The sequence below is a fragment of the Kitasatospora sp. NBC_00240 genome (genome assembly GCF_026342405.1).
Lineage (GTDB): Bacteria > Actinomycetota > Actinomycetes > Streptomycetales > Streptomycetaceae > Kitasatospora.
On record NZ_JAPEMU010000001.1, the window covers coordinates 880038 to 898543 of the forward strand.

General features: G+C 70.9%; 14 protein-coding genes. 7 read left to right on the forward strand and 7 right to left on the reverse strand.

All coding sequences use genetic code 11. The annotated features are described in order from the left end of the window. Positions 1-191: 191 nt before the first annotated feature. On the reverse strand, positions 192-1322 hold the full coding sequence (locus OG689_RS03710) for a LacI family DNA-binding transcriptional regulator (RefSeq protein ID WP_266317684.1): 1131 nt from the start codon (positions 1320-1322) through the stop codon (positions 192-194). A 723-nt stretch (positions 1323-2045) separates the two neighbouring features. On the opposite strand from OG689_RS03710, the gene OG689_RS03715 reads away from it, so the two are divergent. Together OG689_RS03715 and OG689_RS03720 are read left to right on the forward strand one after the other, a co-directional pair. Then, entirely contained in the window at positions 2046-4607 is a 2562-nt protein-coding gene (locus OG689_RS03715; RefSeq protein ID WP_266317695.1) for an RICIN domain-containing protein, read from the forward strand. A 242-nt stretch (positions 4608-4849) separates the two neighbouring features. After that, positions 4850-5926: a substrate-binding domain-containing protein gene (locus tag OG689_RS03720; protein ID WP_266317699.1), complete on the forward strand. Its 1077-nt coding sequence runs from the start codon at positions 4850-4852 to the stop codon at positions 5924-5926. 10 nt (positions 5927-5936) lie between these two features. Here the strand turns inward: OG689_RS03720 and OG689_RS03725 are convergent, their stop codons facing one another. Then, positions 5937-6716 carry a sugar phosphate isomerase/epimerase gene (locus OG689_RS03725; protein ID WP_266317700.1) on the reverse strand — a complete coding sequence of 260 codons (780 nt, stop codon included), beginning with the start codon at positions 6714-6716 and terminating at the stop codon, positions 5937-5939. A 6-nt stretch (positions 6717-6722) separates the two neighbouring features. Then, entirely contained in the window at positions 6723-8684 is a 1962-nt protein-coding gene (locus tag OG689_RS03730; RefSeq protein WP_266317703.1) for a DUF2264 domain-containing protein, read from the reverse strand. 260 nt (positions 8685-8944) lie between these two features. Here OG689_RS03730 and OG689_RS03735 point away from each other — a divergent pair, with 260 nt between their 5' ends. The 5 genes from OG689_RS03735 (at position 8945) to OG689_RS03755 (ending at position 15167) form a co-directional block, all read left to right on the forward strand. After that, on the forward strand, positions 8945-10294 hold the full coding sequence (locus OG689_RS03735; RefSeq protein WP_266317707.1) for a sugar ABC transporter substrate-binding protein: 1350 nt from the start codon (positions 8945-8947) through the stop codon (positions 10292-10294). Between the two features lie 74 nt (positions 10295-10368). After that, positions 10369-11229: a carbohydrate ABC transporter permease gene (locus tag OG689_RS03740; protein ID WP_266326844.1), complete on the forward strand. Its 861-nt coding sequence runs from the start codon at positions 10369-10371 to the stop codon at positions 11227-11229. Continuing rightward, positions 11226-12083: a carbohydrate ABC transporter permease gene (locus OG689_RS03745; protein ID WP_266317711.1), complete on the forward strand. Its 858-nt coding sequence runs from the start codon at positions 11226-11228 to the stop codon at positions 12081-12083. The genes OG689_RS03740 and OG689_RS03745 overlap by 4 nt, the downstream gene beginning before the upstream one ends. 119 nt (positions 12084-12202) lie before the next feature. Further along, on the forward strand, positions 12203-13183 hold the full coding sequence (locus OG689_RS03750; protein WP_266326846.1) for a hydroxyacid dehydrogenase: 981 nt from the start codon (positions 12203-12205) through the stop codon (positions 13181-13183). Between the two features lie 916 nt (positions 13184-14099). Continuing rightward, positions 14100-15167 (forward strand): substrate-binding domain-containing protein, encoded by a 1068-nt coding sequence (locus tag OG689_RS03755; RefSeq protein WP_266317715.1) that lies wholly within the window; start codon positions 14100-14102, stop codon positions 15165-15167. A 184-nt stretch (positions 15168-15351) separates the two neighbouring features. On the opposite strand, the gene OG689_RS03760 is transcribed toward OG689_RS03755, so the two are convergent. The 4 genes from OG689_RS03760 to OG689_RS03775 form a co-directional block, all read right to left on the reverse strand. Then, positions 15352-15801: an ATP-binding protein gene (locus tag OG689_RS03760; RefSeq protein WP_266317717.1), complete on the reverse strand. Its 450-nt coding sequence runs from the start codon at positions 15799-15801 to the stop codon at positions 15352-15354. A gap of 656 nt (positions 15802-16457) precedes the next feature. Then, positions 16458-17129 carry a helix-turn-helix transcriptional regulator gene (locus OG689_RS03765; RefSeq protein WP_266317723.1) on the reverse strand — a complete coding sequence of 224 codons (672 nt, stop codon included), beginning with the start codon at positions 17127-17129 and terminating at the stop codon, positions 16458-16460. Between the two features lie 342 nt (positions 17130-17471). Beyond that, positions 17472-18056, reverse strand: a complete 585-nt coding sequence (locus OG689_RS03770) for a GNAT family N-acetyltransferase (RefSeq protein WP_266317727.1) — start codon at positions 18054-18056, stop codon at positions 17472-17474. Positions 18057-18152: 96 nt separating this feature from the next. Further along, on the reverse strand, positions 18153-18374 hold the full coding sequence (locus OG689_RS03775; protein WP_266317730.1) for a hypothetical protein: 222 nt from the start codon (positions 18372-18374) through the stop codon (positions 18153-18155). Between the last annotated feature and the right edge of the window lie 132 nt (positions 18375-18506).

Sequence of the window (18506 nt, forward strand, 5' to 3'; positions counted from 1 at the left end):
GAGTTCGTGCTGGGCGTGCCGGCAACGGGCGAGGTCGGCGGTGGCACCGCGGCCGGTGCAGATGTCGATGGCCTCGGGGAGCCCGCCGCCGACAGCTGGCACCTCCTCCGGGCCCCTCGCTCGAGGTCACCCGGTGCTCACACGATGTCGAAGACCCGTGATCGGACCTGCGGTCACCGCGCGCCTCCCGGTCAGTACAGCCCTGGTGCGGGCCGTTCCCGGGCGGCGCCGCAGGAGTCGCGGACGGTGATCGCGGGCCGCAGCAGTACCTGCCGCCGGGATTCCTCGGGATGTTCCAGCCGGTTCAGCAGCAGCGCGGCCGCCGTGCGGCCCAGGAGGTGCTTGGGCGGCGCCACGGCGGTCAGCGGGATCTCCGCGATGTCGGCGATCTCGTCGTCGTAGGCGACCAGGGCCAGATCGTCGGGAACACGCATCCCGTGCCGCCGGGCGGCGGCCGCCAACAGAGCCGCCTGGCGGTCGCCGAAGCAGACGGCGGCGGTGGCACCGGCACGGCGCAACCCCGCCAGGCAGCGGTCCGCCGCCGCTGGGCTCCACTCCTCCAGCGCGGCCTGGAACTCGGTACTCGGGAGCCCGAGTTCGTGGATGGCCTGGTGGAAGCCGCGCCCGACCGGTTCCGCGGTGGGGCTGGGGATACGCAGCACCAAGCCGATCATCCGGTGGCCGAGCCGCACCAGGTGCCGGACAGCGTCGTAGCCTCCCGCCTCGTGGTGGGTACAGACACTCTCGGTGGTGTCGCCGAGGCTCGTCCCGCGGCGCTCGACCAGGACCGCCGGAACCGGGATGCCGGCGATCCGCGCCAGGTAGGCCTCGGGGGGCTCCGGCCCGATCAGGGTGGGGGCGATGAGGAGACCGTCGGCGCCGATGTCGAGCATCTCGGCGACGGCTCCGATCTCCCGCACCTGGTCGTAGCCGGAACAGGCCACCACCGAGCGCGCACCCGCCGCCGTGAGTTCCTCCTCGATGCCCTGCAGGACACGGGGGTAGTAGAAGGCGGCGTTGGGCACGACCACGCCGACCAGCGCCGAGCAGCCGCTGGCCGGCTTCGGCGGGAGGACATAGGTACCGGAGCCTTGGCGGCGTACGACCAGTTCCTCGGCCACCAGTTCGGCGACGGCACGGCGGACGGTGCTCACCGAGGCCTGGTGCGCCCGGGCGAGCTCCGGCTCGGTCGGCAGTCGGCTTCCCGCAGGCCAGACGCCCCGGCCGATCTCGCGGCGCAGGCGGTCGGCGAGCATGCGGAACTTCAACCCCGGGACCTCGGGAGCCGTGGCCTCCGAGGTCCGCCGAGCCGAGCCGGTCATGCGAACTCCCTGGTCCAACACCTGACAGAGCCTGTCCGGCCGCGGCTACTGCTCCTGCCAGGATTGCACAGGACGCCGCTCCGGCCGACAGCCGACTCGGGCTCATCAATACCCAATGATTGCGCAAATGGCCACCGGGCTCGCGCGACAGCAGGTTTCGCGACCACCCGCGTCACGTCGGGCTCGCACTACCGCGCGCATCCGGCCGGCTACGCGCTCACCCGCGGCAGGCCATCCGGCCATTCGTTCGGCGCGGAGGCCGTGCGCCCCTGTCCCCGGTCCTTCATCATCTCCGCAGTCCGTGCGCGGTGGTCCAGGCCGAGCAGCGGGATGACGTCCGGGGGCTGCCGCCGGCCTGCTGCGCGTCCTCCGCGACGTACTCCCACGGCAGGTGGTCGAGCCGACGGACATCCGCAGACGTAGGGGGCTCCTTCGTCGGAATTATTTGATCAACTTCAGGGACCTCCGGATCGAACAGCGATGTCACAAACAGTCGGCTCATCACCGATCAAGCGGTCACCTGCAATTCATATGCTGTCGGCCGGTTGCCCGGGCGCGCCGCCGATCCTAGGTTGCTGGACGTCGGGCGGGCGCAGGGACTCGGTCCGCCCCAACGGTCCGTCGAGGGACGCGGCACCGGCACCTCACGCCTGCCGCCGTGCGCAGCGGCACGTCATGACATCAGCCGACAGCTCCCTCGCCTCCCCCACCATGAGGATGCACATGCCATCTCGAACCAAGCGACGGTTCCGGGCCGTGCTGGCGGCGCTCGTGCCGCTGGCTCTCGCGGTCGCCACCCTCGGCCCCGAGGCCGTGTCGCCCGCCTTCGCGGCGACGCCGACGTACACCATCACGACCGGTGCGACCGGTACCTACGCCTACGCCGACGACACGGCGGCGTACCCCTTCATCGACAGCGACGGCAAGTTCTACTTCCAGTCCTCGCACTCACTGTACGGGGGCAAGGACAGCCGCGCCTGGCAGTTCTGGACCGGGACGGACATCGACACGGGCGTCACCAAGGCCTCGATCTCCTCGACCCCGGACAACGCCAACACCACGGTGCGCTGCAACAACAGCCCGACCGGCCTGATGTCCAGCTACGACCCGCGTGGCTCCCAGACCACCGGGTACTCCGAGCGGAACTACTGCGATCTGGTCGGCGTGTGGGTCGACCCGGACACCGGTGACTGGTACGGGGCCGTGCACAACGAGTTCACCCCGTCGCCGTTCGGCGACGGCCTGCACTACGACTCGATCGACTACGCACAGTCCACCGACCACGGCGCCACGTGGACGATCAAGGACCACATCCTCACCTCGCCGTTCACCACCTGGCGGGCGAACGACCAGCTGTTCACCACGGCCCCCGACGGCAGCGTCCGCACCGGCGGCGGTCAGTGTCTGGACATCACCGGCGCCGGCACCACCGCCGGCACGGCCGTCGGCAGGTACGGCTGCACGGGCAACGCCAACCAGAAGTGGACCGTCACCGGCGGCACCCTGGTCAACCCCGCCTCGGGTCTGTGTCTGACCGCCTCCGGCACCGGCGCCGGCGCCACCTTCACGATCCAGGCCTGCTCGGGCTCGGCGACCCAGCGCTTCACCACGCCCGCCGCCGGGGCCAAGGGGCAGATCAGCCTCACCGGGGCGCCCGCCAGCTGTGTCGACGCCACCGTCGCGGTCAAGCTGGCCGTCTGCAACGACCCGGCCAAGGACGGCCGCGACCAGTTCCCGAACCAGACCTACTACTACGGCGACGGCGACCCGAAACTGTTCGTCGACAACGCCTCCGGCTACTTCTACATCTACTACGACACCCAGGTCCTGAACACCGCCGGCGGCGGCCGGGTCGACCTCGGACACGTCGCGCGTGCCCCGATCTCCGGCAAGTTTGCTCCGTCGTCGTGGAAGAAGTGGTACGGCGGCACCTGGACGCAGCCCGGCGTCGGCGGCAAGGAGACCGACCTGATCCCGTCCGACGGGACCAGCGCCGGCTACCTCGACGACGCCTACAACCCGCTCAACACCGGGACCACCGCACAGCAGCTCAGCGCCGGGCAGCTGCCCAGCGCCCCGCCGCTCGCCCGGATGAACGTCACCTTCGACGCCTACCTGGGCAAGTACGTCGGGATGCCGCGGCCGGAGAACCCCACCACATCCACTCCGCTGCGCATCTACACCACGTCCGACCTCGCCACGCAGAAGTGGACGGACATCGGGACGGTCACCAACCCCAGCGGTGCCGCCTGGTACCGCTCCGTGCTCGACTCGACCACCAAGACCTCCAACTACCTGATCGGCAAGACCTTCCGCAACTACTGCATGTACAGCTGCACCGCCACGAGTGGCACCGAGTGGGTCAGCACCACGATCGACACCGACCCGAGCAACCTGCCCGTCCCACCGGTCAGCCCCGGCGCGCCCTACCAGATCGCCGCCGGCAACGGCCGGTACCTGGACCAGTCCGGGACCGCTCTGACCACCACGGCCGCCGGCAGCACCTCCACCTCGCAGTCCTGGACGTTCGCCCCCACCGGCGACGGCTTCCTCACCATCACCAACGCCGCCTCCGGCCAGAACCTCGGCGTCAACGACGGCACCAACGCCGGACGGGCCTGGGGTGCCCCGCTCACCGTGGGCACCGGCACCGGTGTCGGGCGGCAGTGGTTCCTGCAGACCGTCAGGGACGCCAAGCTGCCGGCCGGCAGCTACCGCCTGATCAACCGGTACAGCGGCCAGGCGCTCAGCCTGACCGCCGGCACCGGCGGCGTCGCCATCGCCGCGCAGCGGGACTGGACCAACCCGGGGACCTCCGGCGACACCCACGCGGTCAACGCCCAGACGCTCACCTTCCCGGCCGGCTCAGGATCGGCCAACCTCATCCCCACCGGGAACTTCGAGTCCGGCAACCTGACCGGCTGGACCGTCCACAACGCCAGCGTCGTCACGGACACCGCGGCCCACAGCCCGACCCACGACCTGAAGCTGCAGTCGGCGGCCGGTGACTACGCGACCATGGAGTACACCGTCACCGGGCTGTCGCCCTACACCACCTACACCTTCTCCGGCTGGGTCCGCGCCGACTCGGGCAGCTCCACCAGCTTCGGCGTGAAGAACTACGGCGGCACCCAGGTCACCGCCCACACCTCGGCCACCGGCTGGGCCCCGCAGTCGACCACTTTCACCACCGGTCCGACCAACACCTCGGCCACGGTCTTCTGCTACCTGCCGGTCGCCTCCGCCACATCCACCTGCGACGACCTCAGCCTGACCGTCGGCTGATCCCACCCACCCACCGAGTCCTGAGGTCTGCACGGTACTTCCGTGCAGGCCTCGGGCACGTTCCGGGCCCGGCATCAGGCCGACGCGCGCACCGGTCGGGGGTTCCCGCAGGAGCCTCGGCAACACCGCCAATCCCCCCGAGGCTGGGGATCGTCACCAGCTGAGTACTCTGGGCTTACGACGGATCGAATGATACAAATTGATCCGTCCCAGACCGCAAGTTCACCCAGAGGAGTGACGCCATGACCATCACGGCCGAGCAGCGCCGGGCCCGCATCCTCTACCTCGTCCGCGAACTCGGGACGGTCCGCGTGGTGGATCTGGCCGAGCGCATCGGCCTGGCGGCCGTCACCGTCCGCCGGGACGTGGCGGCCCTCGCGGACGCCGGGCTGCTGCACCGCTCGCACGGTGCGGTGTCGCTCCCCCGCAGGGAGTCCGTGGCCGGCCGGGTGACGGGCCAGGACCGGGTGGTGGGCATGCTGGTGCCCACGGTCGGGTCGTACTTCGACGAGATCATCGAGGGCGCCCGGTCCGCCGCCGCGGCGGCGGGCGCGCGGCTGGTGCTCGGCATCTCCGCCTACGAGTCCTCGGACGACCGCGCCCAGGCGGAGCAGCTGCTCGACGCCGGCGTCGACGGCCTGCTGCTCACCCCGAACTGGAAGCCGGGAGGACAACCGGAGAACAGCGCGTGGCTCGCCGGGCTGCGGGTGCCCGCCGTGCTGGTCGAGCGCCGCGCCGCGCCGGAGAGCCCGTTCGCCGAACTCGACTCGGTCGGCTCCGACCACCACCACGGGGTGCTGGTGGCGCTGCAGCACCTGTCCTCGCTGGGCCACCGCGCGGTCCAGTTGGCCGCGCGCGACGACACCTGGACGGCGTACCACGTCCGGACGGGCTACCAGGAGGCCGTGGGACTTCTGGGCCTCGAGCCCCGCCCGGTCGTCGGCATCCACCAGCCCGGCGGCGACATGGAGGAGGTCGCCGTCCGGATCGCCGCGGGCGTCGCGGACGGCGCGCGGGCGGTCCTGGTCCACAACGACCAGGACGCCATCCACCTGGTGCCGCTGCTGCGCGGCCGCGGTCTGCGGGTGCCGGACGACGTGGCACTGATCTCCTACGACGACGTCTTCGCGGCCCTCGCCGCCCCGCCCCTCACGGCGGTGGCGCCGCCGAAGCGGGCCGTGGGCTCGGCGGCGCTGGAGCTGCTGCTGCGCCGTCTGGAGAGCGGCCCCGAACTGCCGGTCCACCACGTGGAGCTGCTGCCGGAGCTGAAGGTCCGCACCTCGTGCGGCGGCGTCGGCCCAAGCGGCGCCGCCCGCTGAACCACGGCCGTCAGGACCGCAGCGCGGCGAGGTACTGCGCCCCTGGGCCGAGCAGCGCGCCGAACGGCGCGGCGTCCGGGTACCAGGGCGCCTCGTACTCCCAGGACACCCAGCAGTCGGGCGGCAGCAGGCGGACGCACTCGCCGACCGGGAGGCTGCCCGCGCCGAGCGCCACCGGGGTGAGGTCGGAGCGGTCGACGATGTCCTTGACCTGGACGTAGCCGAGGTGGGGCCGCAGTGCTCCCCAGGTCGCGGACGGGGTCTCGCCGGCCAGCCGGGTGTGCAGCAGGTCCCACAGCGCGCCGATCGCCGGGTGGGCGACCAGTTCGAGTACCCGGGCGACGTCGCGCCCGCCGCGGTGGGAGTCGTGGGTCTCCAGCAGGATGCTGACGCCCAGCTCTGCGGCCCGGTCGGCGACCTCGGCGAGGCGCCGGGCGGCGCGCTGGTCGGCATCGTCGATCCACCCCTCACCACCCTGCGGGAACACCCGGACGTAGGCGGCGCGGAGGTCGGCCGCCAGCCGGAGCTGGTCGAGCAGCTCGGCGACCACCGGGCCGTCCTCGCCGGGGGCGGCGACGCCGACGTAACCGGCCACGGCGAGCGGGATCAGGCCCGCCCGGTCGAGGGCGTGGCGGGCGCGGGCGCGCGCGGCGGCGGTCATGTCGGGGTGGACGGGTTCGCCGGGGGCGCAGCGCAGTTCGAGCCCGGCCCAGCCGTGGTCGGTGGCGAGCCGGATCACCTCGGCGAGCGGCAGGCCGGGCAGTCCGAGGGTGGAGAACGCGAGTCGCACGGTGGGTCAGTCCTTCCGACGGACGCTGGGGCCGTCCAGGTCGAGCGAGGCCTCGTGGGAGCTGCCGTCGGACCAGACCACCCGGATCAGCGCTCCCTCGGTGGACACGGAGGGGCCGTCGAGGGGGCGGGCGGCCGAGCGGGAGAGCCGGGCGACGGAGACGAAGAGCGACGGTCCGGCACCGGTGCGCCCGGAGAGTACCGGCAGCGCGCAGATCGGGCCGAACGCCGTGCCGGCCGGAACGCGGACGGTCCGGGCGGCGGTGTACCCCTCGACCTGTTGCAGGGCGGAGGTGAGCCGGCCGGCCCCGGTCTCGGTGAGCGGGCCGTCGGTCCAGGTCCCCGCCGCGGCGAGCGGGCCGTCGGTCCAGGTCTCGGCCGCGGTTCCGGCCACCGGCCAGCCGCTGTGCCGGACCTCGGTCCCGGGCGCGGCGCCGGTGACCAGGTGGGCGTGAACCTCGTCGGCGCCGTGGGCGAGGACCAGCGAGGTCACGGTTACGCCGGGGAGTTCGACCGCGCCGATCCGCGGCCGATGGGCCGAGGCGGCCCAGCCGTCCCCGGCGCCGAACGGGCGGATCCGGCCGCGCTCGCTGACCTGCCCGTCGACGACCAGGCCGAAGTGGTTGTCCGGAGGTCCGTCGGGCAGTGGCCCGGTCGCGGTGGAGTAGCCGAGCCGGGCGTACAGCGGTTCGTCGGGCAGCACCTGGTCGGCGGGCTGATCGTCGCTGCCGTGGTTGTGCAGGCGGACCAGGCCGTCGGCGACGGTGGACTGGATCAGCCAGCCGGGCTGCGGCAGCGGGTGGACGGCGTCTGTGCGCTCGACCGGCGCGGCTTCCTCGGGTGCGGTCCAGACCGGGTGGTCCGGCGGCAGCAGCAGGCCGACGAACCCCTTGCTCGCCCAGTACGGCGAGGCGGGGCCGGAGTAGGGCTGGACCAGCGGCGGGTAGGGGCCGTACCAGCCGAGCGAGAGCAGGCCGTCCGGCTCGGTCGCGCCGCGGTCGAGGAAGTGGCGCAGGACGCCGGAGGCCAGGCGGCGGGTGGCGCCCGGGGTGAGCGGGCTGCGGCCGGTCAGGGCTCCGGCCCACAGCGGGGCCGCGGCGGCGAACCGGTAGCTGAGCGAGCGGCCCTGGTGCATGGGGGCGCCGTCGGCACCGAAGGTCCGGGCGTACCCGTCGAGGTGGGCGGCGAGGCGGCCGCCGTAGGTGTCGAGCAGTTCGCGGTCGCCGCTCAGGTGGGCGTGCAGCACGGGGTAGAGGTGGAACGCCCAACCGTTGTAGTGGTCGAAGGCGCGCGGGCGGCCGTCGGTGTACCAGCCGTCGCCGAGGTACCACTGCTCGATCTTGGCGAGTCCGCGCCGCACGGCGGCCTCGGCCGCGCCGTCCTCGTCGAGGCCGGCTTCGGCCAGGAAGCCACCCACGGTGAAGGGGAAGAGCCACCAGTTGTTGTCGACCGGTGTGTGGTGGAGGGCGCCGGCCAGCCAGGTGCGGGCCCGCTCGCGTACCTGCGGGTCGAGCCGGTCCCAGAGCCAGGGCCGGGTGAGTCGCAGCGCCAGGGCGATGGAGGCGGCTTCGACCATCGCTTGGTTGCGGTCGCCGATGGCGAGCCAGGAGATCGGGTCGCGGTCGGTCAGCTCGCGGTCGGTGGTGGGGGCGCGGGTCCCGGCCTCGAGTCCTTGGGCGTACCGGGCGAGCAGGCCCTGCGGGTCGTCACCGCCGGCTCCGGCGATCCGGAAAGCGGCCAGCAGGAAGGTCCTGGCGTAGCCCTCCAGCCCGTCGGAGCGGGTGCCGGAAATGCTGGGGCGGGGGCCCGGGAGCATGATGAGTGCCTGCTCCGGCCCGGCGAACGGCCGGACGGCGGCGAGGAGCGCGTCGGCGGCGGCCTCCCAGTGCGACCTGGTCCAGCCCGTGTAGGGGCTGAGTTTGCGGTCCTCCGGCGGGAGCAGGAGGGAGGCTGCTGAACGTATGACCAAGTGGATCAATCCATCCAGTAATTTTGACCGAATGATCTGATGATGATGGGCGAAGCCCACTCCTCCGCTTCGTGAGCCAGTATTGTTACCAGAAAGTGGCCCGCAGGGAGCCGTATCGATTGAGATCACTTGATCCCAACCTCTTGACTCCGATCCCATGCGGTCGCAAGATGGCCACATCGCCGCGCTGGGCCCCCTTCTTCCTCAGCAAACGGCCATCCACTCGGGCATACCGACCCCCCTCCCTCAGGAGCCGTGCCATGTCTACTCCTCGCACCTCCGGCCGCAGAGCCCTCCGCCTGGCCGCCACGCTCACCGCCTCCGCGCTCTCGATCACCATGCTCGCGGCCTGCGGCAGCTCCGGCAGCTCGGACGCCGCCCCGGCGAGCGACGGCAAGCCGGTCAACATCACCTTCTGGGGCTGGGCCAAGGGCACCAAGGAGGTCGTCGACGCCTTCAACGCCTCGCACAAGGACGTCCAGGTCACTTTCGAGCAGATCCCGTCCGGCGTGGCCGGCGGCTACGCGAAGATCTCCGACGCCTCCAAGGCCGGCAACGCCCCCGACCTGTTCAACGTCGAATACGGTGCGCTGCCGGACTTCGTCAGCCAGGGCGCCGTCCAGGACATCACCAAGCTGGTCTCCGCCGACCTCAAGAAGAAGTACCTGCCGCAGGCCGTCCAGCAGACCACCCTCGCCACGGCCCAGTGGGGCCTGCCGCTCGATGTCGCCCCGCAGGCCTTCTTCTACCGCAAGGACCTGTTCGACAAGGCCGGCATCACCGCCCCGCCCAAGACCTGGGACGAATACCGGGCCGACGCGCTCAAGCTGAAGGCAGCCGACCCGAACGCCCGGATCGGCACCTTCTTCCCGGACGACCCGGGCACCTTCGAGGCCCTGTCCTGGCAGAACGGCGCGCACTGGTTCACGGCCCAGGGGGACACCTGGAGCGTGGACATCGACGAGCCCGAGACCAAGCGGGTCACCGACTACTGGCAGCAGCTGATCTCGGACGACCTGGTCCGCGTCCAGCCTTCGTTCAGCCAGCCGTGGACCGCCTCGCTGCAGAAGGGCGAGACCGCAGGCTACCTCGGCGCGGCCTGGGGCGGCGGCGTGCTGAAGTCCACCCTGGCCACCACCCCCGACGCCTCCGGAAAGTGGGCCGTCGCCCCGGTCCCGACCTGGGACGGCAAGCCCGCCAGCGGCATGCTGGGCGGCACCACCTTCGCCGTCTCCAAGAACAGCAAGAAGGCCAAGGCCGCCGTCGAGTTCGCCACCTGGGCCACCACCACCCCCGAGGGCATCCAGGCCCGCATCGCATCCGGCACCTCCTCGATGTTCCCGGCCGACCCGGACCTGGTCCCGACCGCCAAGGCCGCGTTCAACACCGACTTCTACGGCGGCCAGGACATCTACTCCGTCTTCATCGACGCCTCCAAGTCGATCCGCGACGGCTGGACCTGGGGCCCGACCATGGGCATCACCAACAACGCCATGAAGGACGCCTTCGGCAAGGTCACCCAGGGCGGCACGCTGCAGGCCGGTGTCGAGGCCGCCCAGCAGGGCACCACCGCCGAACTCAAGAACCGCGGACTCAAGGTCGCCCAGTGACGCACCGCACCACCGGCTCCTCCCGCGCCGCCGCCGTCAGGCGGCGCGGGAGGTACGGGGCCCCCGCCGTACTCATCGCCCCGTTCTTCATCCTCTTCACGGCGGCCCTGCTCGTCCCGATCGGCTACGCCGTCTACCTGAGCCTGTTCACCGAGCGCCGCTCGGGTCTCGGCTTCGGCGACGCGAAGACCGTCTTCACCGGCTTCGGCAACTACACCCGGGCTCTCGGCGACGCGGCCTTCCGGGACGGCTTCTGGAACATCGCCCAGTACTGCCTGCTGTACATCCCGGTGATGATCGGCCTCTCGCTGACGGTGGCCCTGCTGCTGGACTCGGCGCTGGCCCGTGCCAAGCGCTTCTTCCAGCTGGCCCTGTTCATGCCGCACGCCGTCCCCGGCATCATCGCGGCCCTGGTCTGGACGTACCTCTACACACCCGGCATCAGCCCGGTACTGGACGCCCTGAACAGCGCCGGCGCGTCGATCGACGTGCTCGGCCACCCGCTGCCCGCCGTGGTCAACATGGCGGTCTGGGAGTGGACCGGCTACAACATGATCATCTTTTTTGCCGCCCTGCAGGCCCTCCCCCGCGAAGTGCTGGAGGCGGCCGTCGTCGACGGCGCCGGAGCCCTGCGGACCGCGCTCAGCATCAAGGTGCCGCTGATCAGGGCGTCGATCACGATGGTCGCGCTGTTCACCGTGATCGGCTCGCTCCAGTTGTTCACCGAACCGATGATCCTGCGCGGCTCGGCCCCGGGCGTCACCACCACCTGGACACCGAACATGTACGCCTACACCGCCGCCTTCGAGCGCAACGACTACGGCTTGGCCGCCGCCGCCTCGGTCCTGCTCGCCCTCGCCGCAGCGCTGCTCTCCTTCATCATCACCCGGGCCACCCGGGCCCGCTCCGAGCGCCGGAAGGAGACCCGCTCATGACCGAGCACGCCAAGAAGCGTCCGTGGTCCCTCTCCAAGGGGGCGGTCAACGCCTCGCTGGTCCTGGTCACCGTCTACACCGTGCTGCCGCTGGTGTGGCTGATCACCGCCTCCGCCAAGAACACCCCCGACCTGCTCGGCGGCAACACCCTGACCCTGAGCAACTTCCACCTGGGCGACAACCTGCACGCCCTGGCCACCGAGTCCGACGGAATCTACTTCCGCTGGTACCTCAACTCCGTGCTGTACGCCGGCGGCGGCGCCCTGCTCTGCGCATTCATCTGCATCTGCGCGGGCTACGCCTTCGAGGTGTACCGGTTCCGCGGCAAGGAGAAACTGTTCGGCCTGGTACTGGTCGGCGTCCTGGTTCCCACCACGGCGACCGCGCTGCCGCTGTACCTGCTCGCGTCCAAGATCGGCATCGTCAACACCTTCTGGGCCGTCTTCATCCCCAGCCTGGTGTTCCCGTTCGGCGTCTACCTCTCACGGATCTTCGTCGCCGGGTACGTGCCCGGCGAGGTCCTGGAGGCCGCCCGGATGGACGGCGCCGGGGAACTGCGCATCTTCTGGTCGATCGGTCTGCGGATGGTGACGCCCGGCTTCGTCACCGTCTTCCTGTTCCAGTTCACCGCGATCTGGAACAACTTCTTCCTGCCGCTGGTGATGCTCTCCAACAACAGGCTGTTCCCGGTCAGCCTCGGCCTGTACGCGTGGAACACCCAGACCCACGCCGAGCCGCACTTCTACCCCATGGTGGTGACCGGCTCACTGCTCGCCGTCATCCCGCTGGTCGTCGCCTTCGTCGCGCTCCAGCGGCACTGGAAGGCCGGCCTCACCGCAGGCAGCGTCAAGTGACCGCCCCCACCGCGCGCCTCGCCGAACCAACGGAGACCCGAGTGCCCCAGCAGTCCACCGCCGCCGGGTCCCCGGACCTGTCCGCCCCCGGCCGGTGCCGCCCACGAGCCCTGCTGGCCATGCATCCGCAGCTCGCCCCGCAGCTGATCGATGCCCAGACCCTGGCCCGGCTCACCGGCCTCGCCGACCTGGACCCGTCGCTGATCGTCGACGACTTCACCACCCCTGAGGCCGCCGCCGCGCTCGCCGACGCCGAGGTCCTCGTCACCAGTTGGGGCTGCCCGCCGATCGACGAGGCGGTGTTGGCGGCCGCACCCCGGCTGCGCGCCGTCATCCACGCGGCCGGCTCGGTCAAGCACCACATCACCGACGCCTGCTGGGAGCGCGGTCTCCAGGTCACCTCCGCCGCCTGGGCCAACGCCCTGCCGGTCGCCGAATACACGGTCGCCGCCATCCTGTTCGCCAACAAGCAGGTCCTGCGGCTGGCCGCCGAGTACCGCGAACTGCGCGCCCGCCACGACTGGCAGGCCGCCCACCCGCGGATCGGCAACTACCGCCGCACCGTCGGCATCGTGGGAGCGTCGCAGATCGGCCGCCGAGTCCTCGAACTCCTCCGGCCGTACGACCTGCACCTGCTGCTGCACGACCCGTACGTCGAGGCCGCCGAGGCCAGCGCCCTCGGCGCCCGCCCGGTCGAGCTCGACGAACTGTGCGAACTCAGCGACGTGGTGAGCATCCACGCGCCCCAGCTGCCCTCCACCCGGCACATGATCGACCGCCGCCGGCTCGCCTTGATGCCCGACGGCGCGACGGTGGTCAACACCTCGCGCGGCTCGCTGATCGACCAGGACGCACTCGTCCCCGAACTGGTCTCCGGCCGCCTGAGCGCCGTACTCGACGTGACCTCGCCCGAGGTGCTGGCCGAGGACTCGCCGCTCTACGACCTGCCCAACGTGCTGCTCACCCCGCACATGGCCGGCTCCATGGGCACCGAACTGCACCGGATGGCCGCCGCCGCGGTGGACGAACTCGCCCGCTACACCGCCGGCCTGCCGTTCTCCCACCCGGTGCTGGCCCAGGAGATCCACCGCACCGCCTGAGGGCCCACCGCTCGGCGCCGACCCGCTTTCGACCGCGGAGCGTCCACCACCATCGCGGTGGTGGACGCTCCGCCGTTCGCGCCCACAGCCCAGCGGGCGGCAGAGCAGCGCATCGGGTGCCCGGCCGGCGCCGCCGCCCTGGTTCCACTGCCAGGTGTGCGCCACACACGTGAGGTATTCGTCGTCGGCACAGCGGCCCCTCGTAAAGGCCCGGCGCCCGGTCGCTCGCCGCCGATCCGCCGACGGCGGGAGAAATTGTCACCCTGGTCGAACCACAGGGTCCGTCCGCCCGTCGGCAGCGGCCCGGCGACCGGTGCGCGCACCGGCGAGAACATCGCGTCGGAGTACACACCGTACCCGGCTACGAAGGGTCTCGTCCCGGCACTGGAGCTCGGTAACCCCGGACGCCCGGTCACTGGCCACATACCGCCCGTCGACGACCTTCACGAACGCTCCGCCACCGGTCGCGGGCTGCCCCGCGTCGGTACACAGGCCGCGGCTGTCGCTGCGGCCGAGGCCCACCACCTGCTGTCCGTCCGGGCGGTTGCGCCCTCGCGATTGCCGACCCTCCAGTCGCCCTGGGCGAGCAAGGCGGCGGAGACGTTCCGGCCGCCGAAGTCGTGGTCGATCGACGTGGGAGTCGCCCCAGCCGCAGTTGGGCCTGTCCCGGACCAGGCTTGCGTCGGCTTTCCGCTGTTCCACCGGTCGTTGCCGTCCAGGCCGCAGCAGAACCGACATCCCACTGCCCTCCCAGGAATTGGGCATCTTCGTCTGTGCGCCGCCAAGGTCTCACCCCACGCCTCGATTCGCGCACACACCGTGGATACTTTCGATCAGACACGATCGAGTGATACTCATTGCGCACGACGCTATCAGCTTCCGCCCCGATGTCCCGGGCGGGGAGAACAGGGGAGCCATGACCATCACCGCCGAGCAGCGGCGCGCCCGGATCCTCCATGTGGTCCGGGAACTGGGCACGGTTCGCGTGATGGACCTGGCGGAGCGGATCGACACCGCCCCGGTGACAGTGCGCCGAGATGTCGCCGCGCTCGCCGAGAGCGGCCTACTGCGCCGCTCGCACGGGGCCGTCTCAATGCCGCTCGGCACCGCCGCCCCCGTCGCCGCCACCGGCCGCGACCGAGTAATCGGCATGCTGGTCCCCACCGTCGGCTCATACTTCGACGAGGTGATCGCCGGGGCCCGCACCGCGGCCGCGGCCGCCGGCGCCCGCCTGGTGCTCGGTATCGCCTCTTACGAGTCCTCGGACGACCGCGCCCAGGTCGACCAGCTGCTGGACGCCGGCCTCGACGGCCTGCTGCTGACCCCCAACTGGCACCCGGGCGGCGACATCGCCGACTCGACCTGGATCCGCGACCTGCCGGTGCCGGCCGTCCTGGTGGAACGGATCGCCGCACCCGGCAGCACCGCGGCCGGGCTTCCCACAGTCGGCTCCGACCACCACTACGGCGTCCTGCTCGCCCTGCGCCACCTGGTCACGCTCGGCCACGAGTCAGTCCTGCTGGCGGCCCGCGAGGACAGCTGGACCGCCCACCAGGTGCGTGCCGGTTATGCCGACGCCACCGGCCGTCTGGGGCTCGAACCCCGGCCGGTGATCGAGATCCACCGCCCCGGACTCGACACCGACGCCGTGGCCGAACGGATCGCCGCAGAGGCGGCCGACGGTGTTCGCGCAGTGCTGGTGCACAACGACCACGAGGCAATCCAACTGACCCCGGCGCTGCGCGCCCGCGGCCTGCGGGCGCCCGAGGATCTGGCGCTGATCTCGTACGACGACGTGTTCGCCGCACTGGCGGCCCAGCCGCTCACCGCGGTCTCCCCGCCCAAACGTGCGGTCGGCACCGCCGCTGTGGAGTTGATGCTCCGGCGCCTGACCGACGGCCCCGGCCTGCCGGTCCACCACGTGCGGCTGCTGCCCCGGCTCAAGGTCCGCACCTCGTGCGGAGGCGATCCCCGCCAGCAGTGATCCGCCGCGCGTGGCCGACGGCCGACCAGACGAGGGGTTGTCCACCGAGCCCGGCTCCGCGTTCTGGCGCAGCAGGCGGGCGTTGGTGGCCAGGTCGATGCCGTTGGCCGCATTCCCGGGCCGACAGAGCGTCGTCTGCGTGGCACTCCCCCGCCCCGCGGCCTGGGCGCGGACGGCAGTCGGGTCAGGTCGGAAGCGCGATCTCCGCCGTGACCTGGGTGCCGCTTGCGGTCGAGAGGACCTCGCAGGTGACCGCGAAGGCGTCCACGAGGTCCAGGCCCCGGCCACCGCACGCCTCGTCGTCCGCCGGACGCGGGTCCCGGGGCCGCCACAGTCCGTAGTCCCGGACGCGTATCGTCAGCCGGCCTTCGGCTGTGGCCATCACGAGAGCGACGTCGGCGCTGCCGCTGTGCCGTACGGCGTTGGTGACCAGCTCCGTCACGACGAGAGTGACGGCCTCCTCGACGGCTTCCGGGAGGCACCAGAGCCTGATCAGCCGACTGGCGAACCGTCGAAGCACGGGAACGGACGCCGCCACCGCGGACAGGACACATCCGGCGCTCTCGGTCCGCGGCCTCGACCAAGCCTCAGATGCCGTTCGGGCAGGAGGGGTGGTCTTCTCGGCACTGATCATGGGGAGCTCCTTCACGCTCCGGCGGCTCACCGGCCGGACTGCGGAAAGCTGAGATGAGCTGGAGCCGAGCGCACCGGGTGGTGTCACCCCAGGCGCGGTCGAACTCACAGACGACCCCGGCGATGCTGCGGGAGGTGCGAACTCCTCAACAGCGCTGCCGACGGGCGAACGAGCACAGAGTCCAGGCTGACGAGCCCGGACCTACCGGAACCGGTAGGCATTCCCTTACGGTAGGCCGACCATCTGATCAAGTCAACGCACTACGCCCACATACGCAGTAAATAGATCGAATGATCTAATCTGATCTACCGAACAGCATGCGACGGGCCGGGCGTGCGGACACTCGGGCCGGAGTCCAGCCGTCCCCGCCCTCGGCGAAGCGTCCGAAGGCGGGGACCGGCGGGCCACACGTGGCCCCGACTGCGTCAGACCAGGAGGCACCAGACGGTCTTGGCGCGCGGTGAGGGTCAGGTCCGGACGGGAAGCACCCGTCACGAAGGGCCGGGGTTGCGCGGCTGTTGTGGTCATCGGGGGCTCCCGGCAGTCGAAGGAATCGGGTGATATCTCCACATTCCTCGACCCGAACCGTGCGCACAGCCGTAGTACTACCTGTTCCCGCCCGTACCCCCGGAACCGCGGCGCCGACACCGCCGCACTCAGGTGTCCACGCGCCCGGCGACCCAGGCGACGACCTGCGTGCGGGAGGTGAACCCGAGCTTGACGAGGATCTTCTGGACGTGCCCCTCGGCAGTGCGCTGGGAGATGACCAGCGCTGCGGCGATCTCCTTGTTCGACATCCCCTCCGCGACCAGCGTGGCCACATCCCACTCGCGGCTGCTCAGCAGCTCCCTGCCAGGTGCGACCGACTCGGCCGGCCCTGTGGGCTCGGTCGGCTCGGCCGGTGTCCGCACATCGTCACCGCCGGTCGTGTCGAGCGCGTAGTCGACCGCCCGGTCGACGCCGAAGTCGCGCCCGCGGGCCATGGCGGCCTCGAACGCGACCTCGCCCAGGGCTTTGCGAGCCATCGCCCCGAAGAGCTTCGTCGTGCTGTCGTAGAAGGTGATGGCCCTCAGCAGTGTCGCCTTCTCGCCCAGCCGCTCGGTGACACCGAGAAGTACGGCGCCCCGCTCGTTCTCACCGATGACGACGCTCGCCCCCGCCATCAGCAAGGTCGCCAGCCCGGTGCCCGTGAGATCGCTGAAGGACTGCGCGATCCGGAGGACTTCACGACCGCAATCGGTCGCTGCGGTCGGATCGAGGCGGCCGAGTTCGGCGAAGCCGAGTGCGATGAGCGCCCAGGAGAGGTACCACTGATCACCGTGCTTCATGCAGTGGCTCCGTGCATCCCTCCCGGCTGAGGCCGCTTGGTCGAACTCTCCGATCTGGTCTCTGGCCAAGGCCAGCAGGACGCGGACTGCAGCAGAGGAATAGAATCCACGGAAATGCCCGGCGCATTGTTCCGCTGACAGTGGTCCACATAGCCGACCGAACCGCCGCTTTCCACGGAATGTCTCGTGGTGACGGTGGTCACAAGGGTCGGTCACACGAAGGCCTTCGACTTCGCCGTCCGCACCCTGGAGGTATCCGAGGCTTCACTCTCCGAGTCCGTACCTGACGACGTCACCCGCGTCAGGACGCCGCGACCGTCAGAGCCGTCCGGCCGGCCGGGTTCAAACATCCCGGACGCGCGCATGCAGATGCATGTCGTGCCGACCATCGTCATGCACCCCGGCGCTGCGCTTGGTCCCCTCCAGCACATAGCCGGACTTTGTGGCGACCCTGCAGGAGGCGTGGTTTCGCGTCGAGTGGTCCAGGCACAGGCGGGGAAAACCGATCTCATTCATGGCCCAGACGCTGAGCGCTGAAAGGGCGCGTGGGGCGACACCGGCTCCGCGGGCTGCCGGGAGGACCCAGTAGCCGATGTCGGCGATGCCTTCGTCGAAGTTCACGTTGCCCAGCTTGATGCGGCCGAGCACTTCACCACCGTCACGGGTAACCGCCCAGTGGCCGCCCTTCTCCTGTTCCCAGTCCTGGCGATAGCGGTCGAACCATTCCCGGACACGGGTCTCGGACCACGGGCGGCGTGTGTGCCACCGGCGGATGTCTTCATCCTGGTATGCGAACAGGAATGCCGCTGCGTCAGCCGGTTCCCAAGGACGCAGCAACAGACCCTGCGCGGCGGGCAGGACGGGTTGAGGGGAGCCGGCGAGCGAACCGGGCAGAATGACGGGAGGCGTCGACAGATCGCGAGTCACGAGCCATGATCACCCGATGGCCACCACAGCTGTCAAGGTCCCACACGCAGCTCATCGCGAGGCTCCCTGGGGACCCACCAAACTCGCCCCTTCCTGTCACTCCCTTTCGAACAGGCAGACTTGAAGGGGAATCAAGTGCTCACGGCGTAGCAGCCGCGACCACGACAACTGGTCGGGCCCCTGCCACTGCGCCGGCATCCCCTCGGCCAGTTGCAGGTACCGGTCACGGTGGCGCCGGACCAGTTCCTTCTCCCGGCCCGCTTCATGCATCCGGGCACGCCCGTACCGGGCCAGAGTCTCCAGAAACCGGACCTGCACCTCCCCGGGCTCCTCCTCGGGAAGGTGCAGGACATACTCGCCCGTGACCCCCCGGCTGGCGGCCGCTCGTCGCCAGTGCCCGCACCGCACACCGTCCCGCCAAGGCCCGGCGCAGTTCTGCGGAGACCCGCA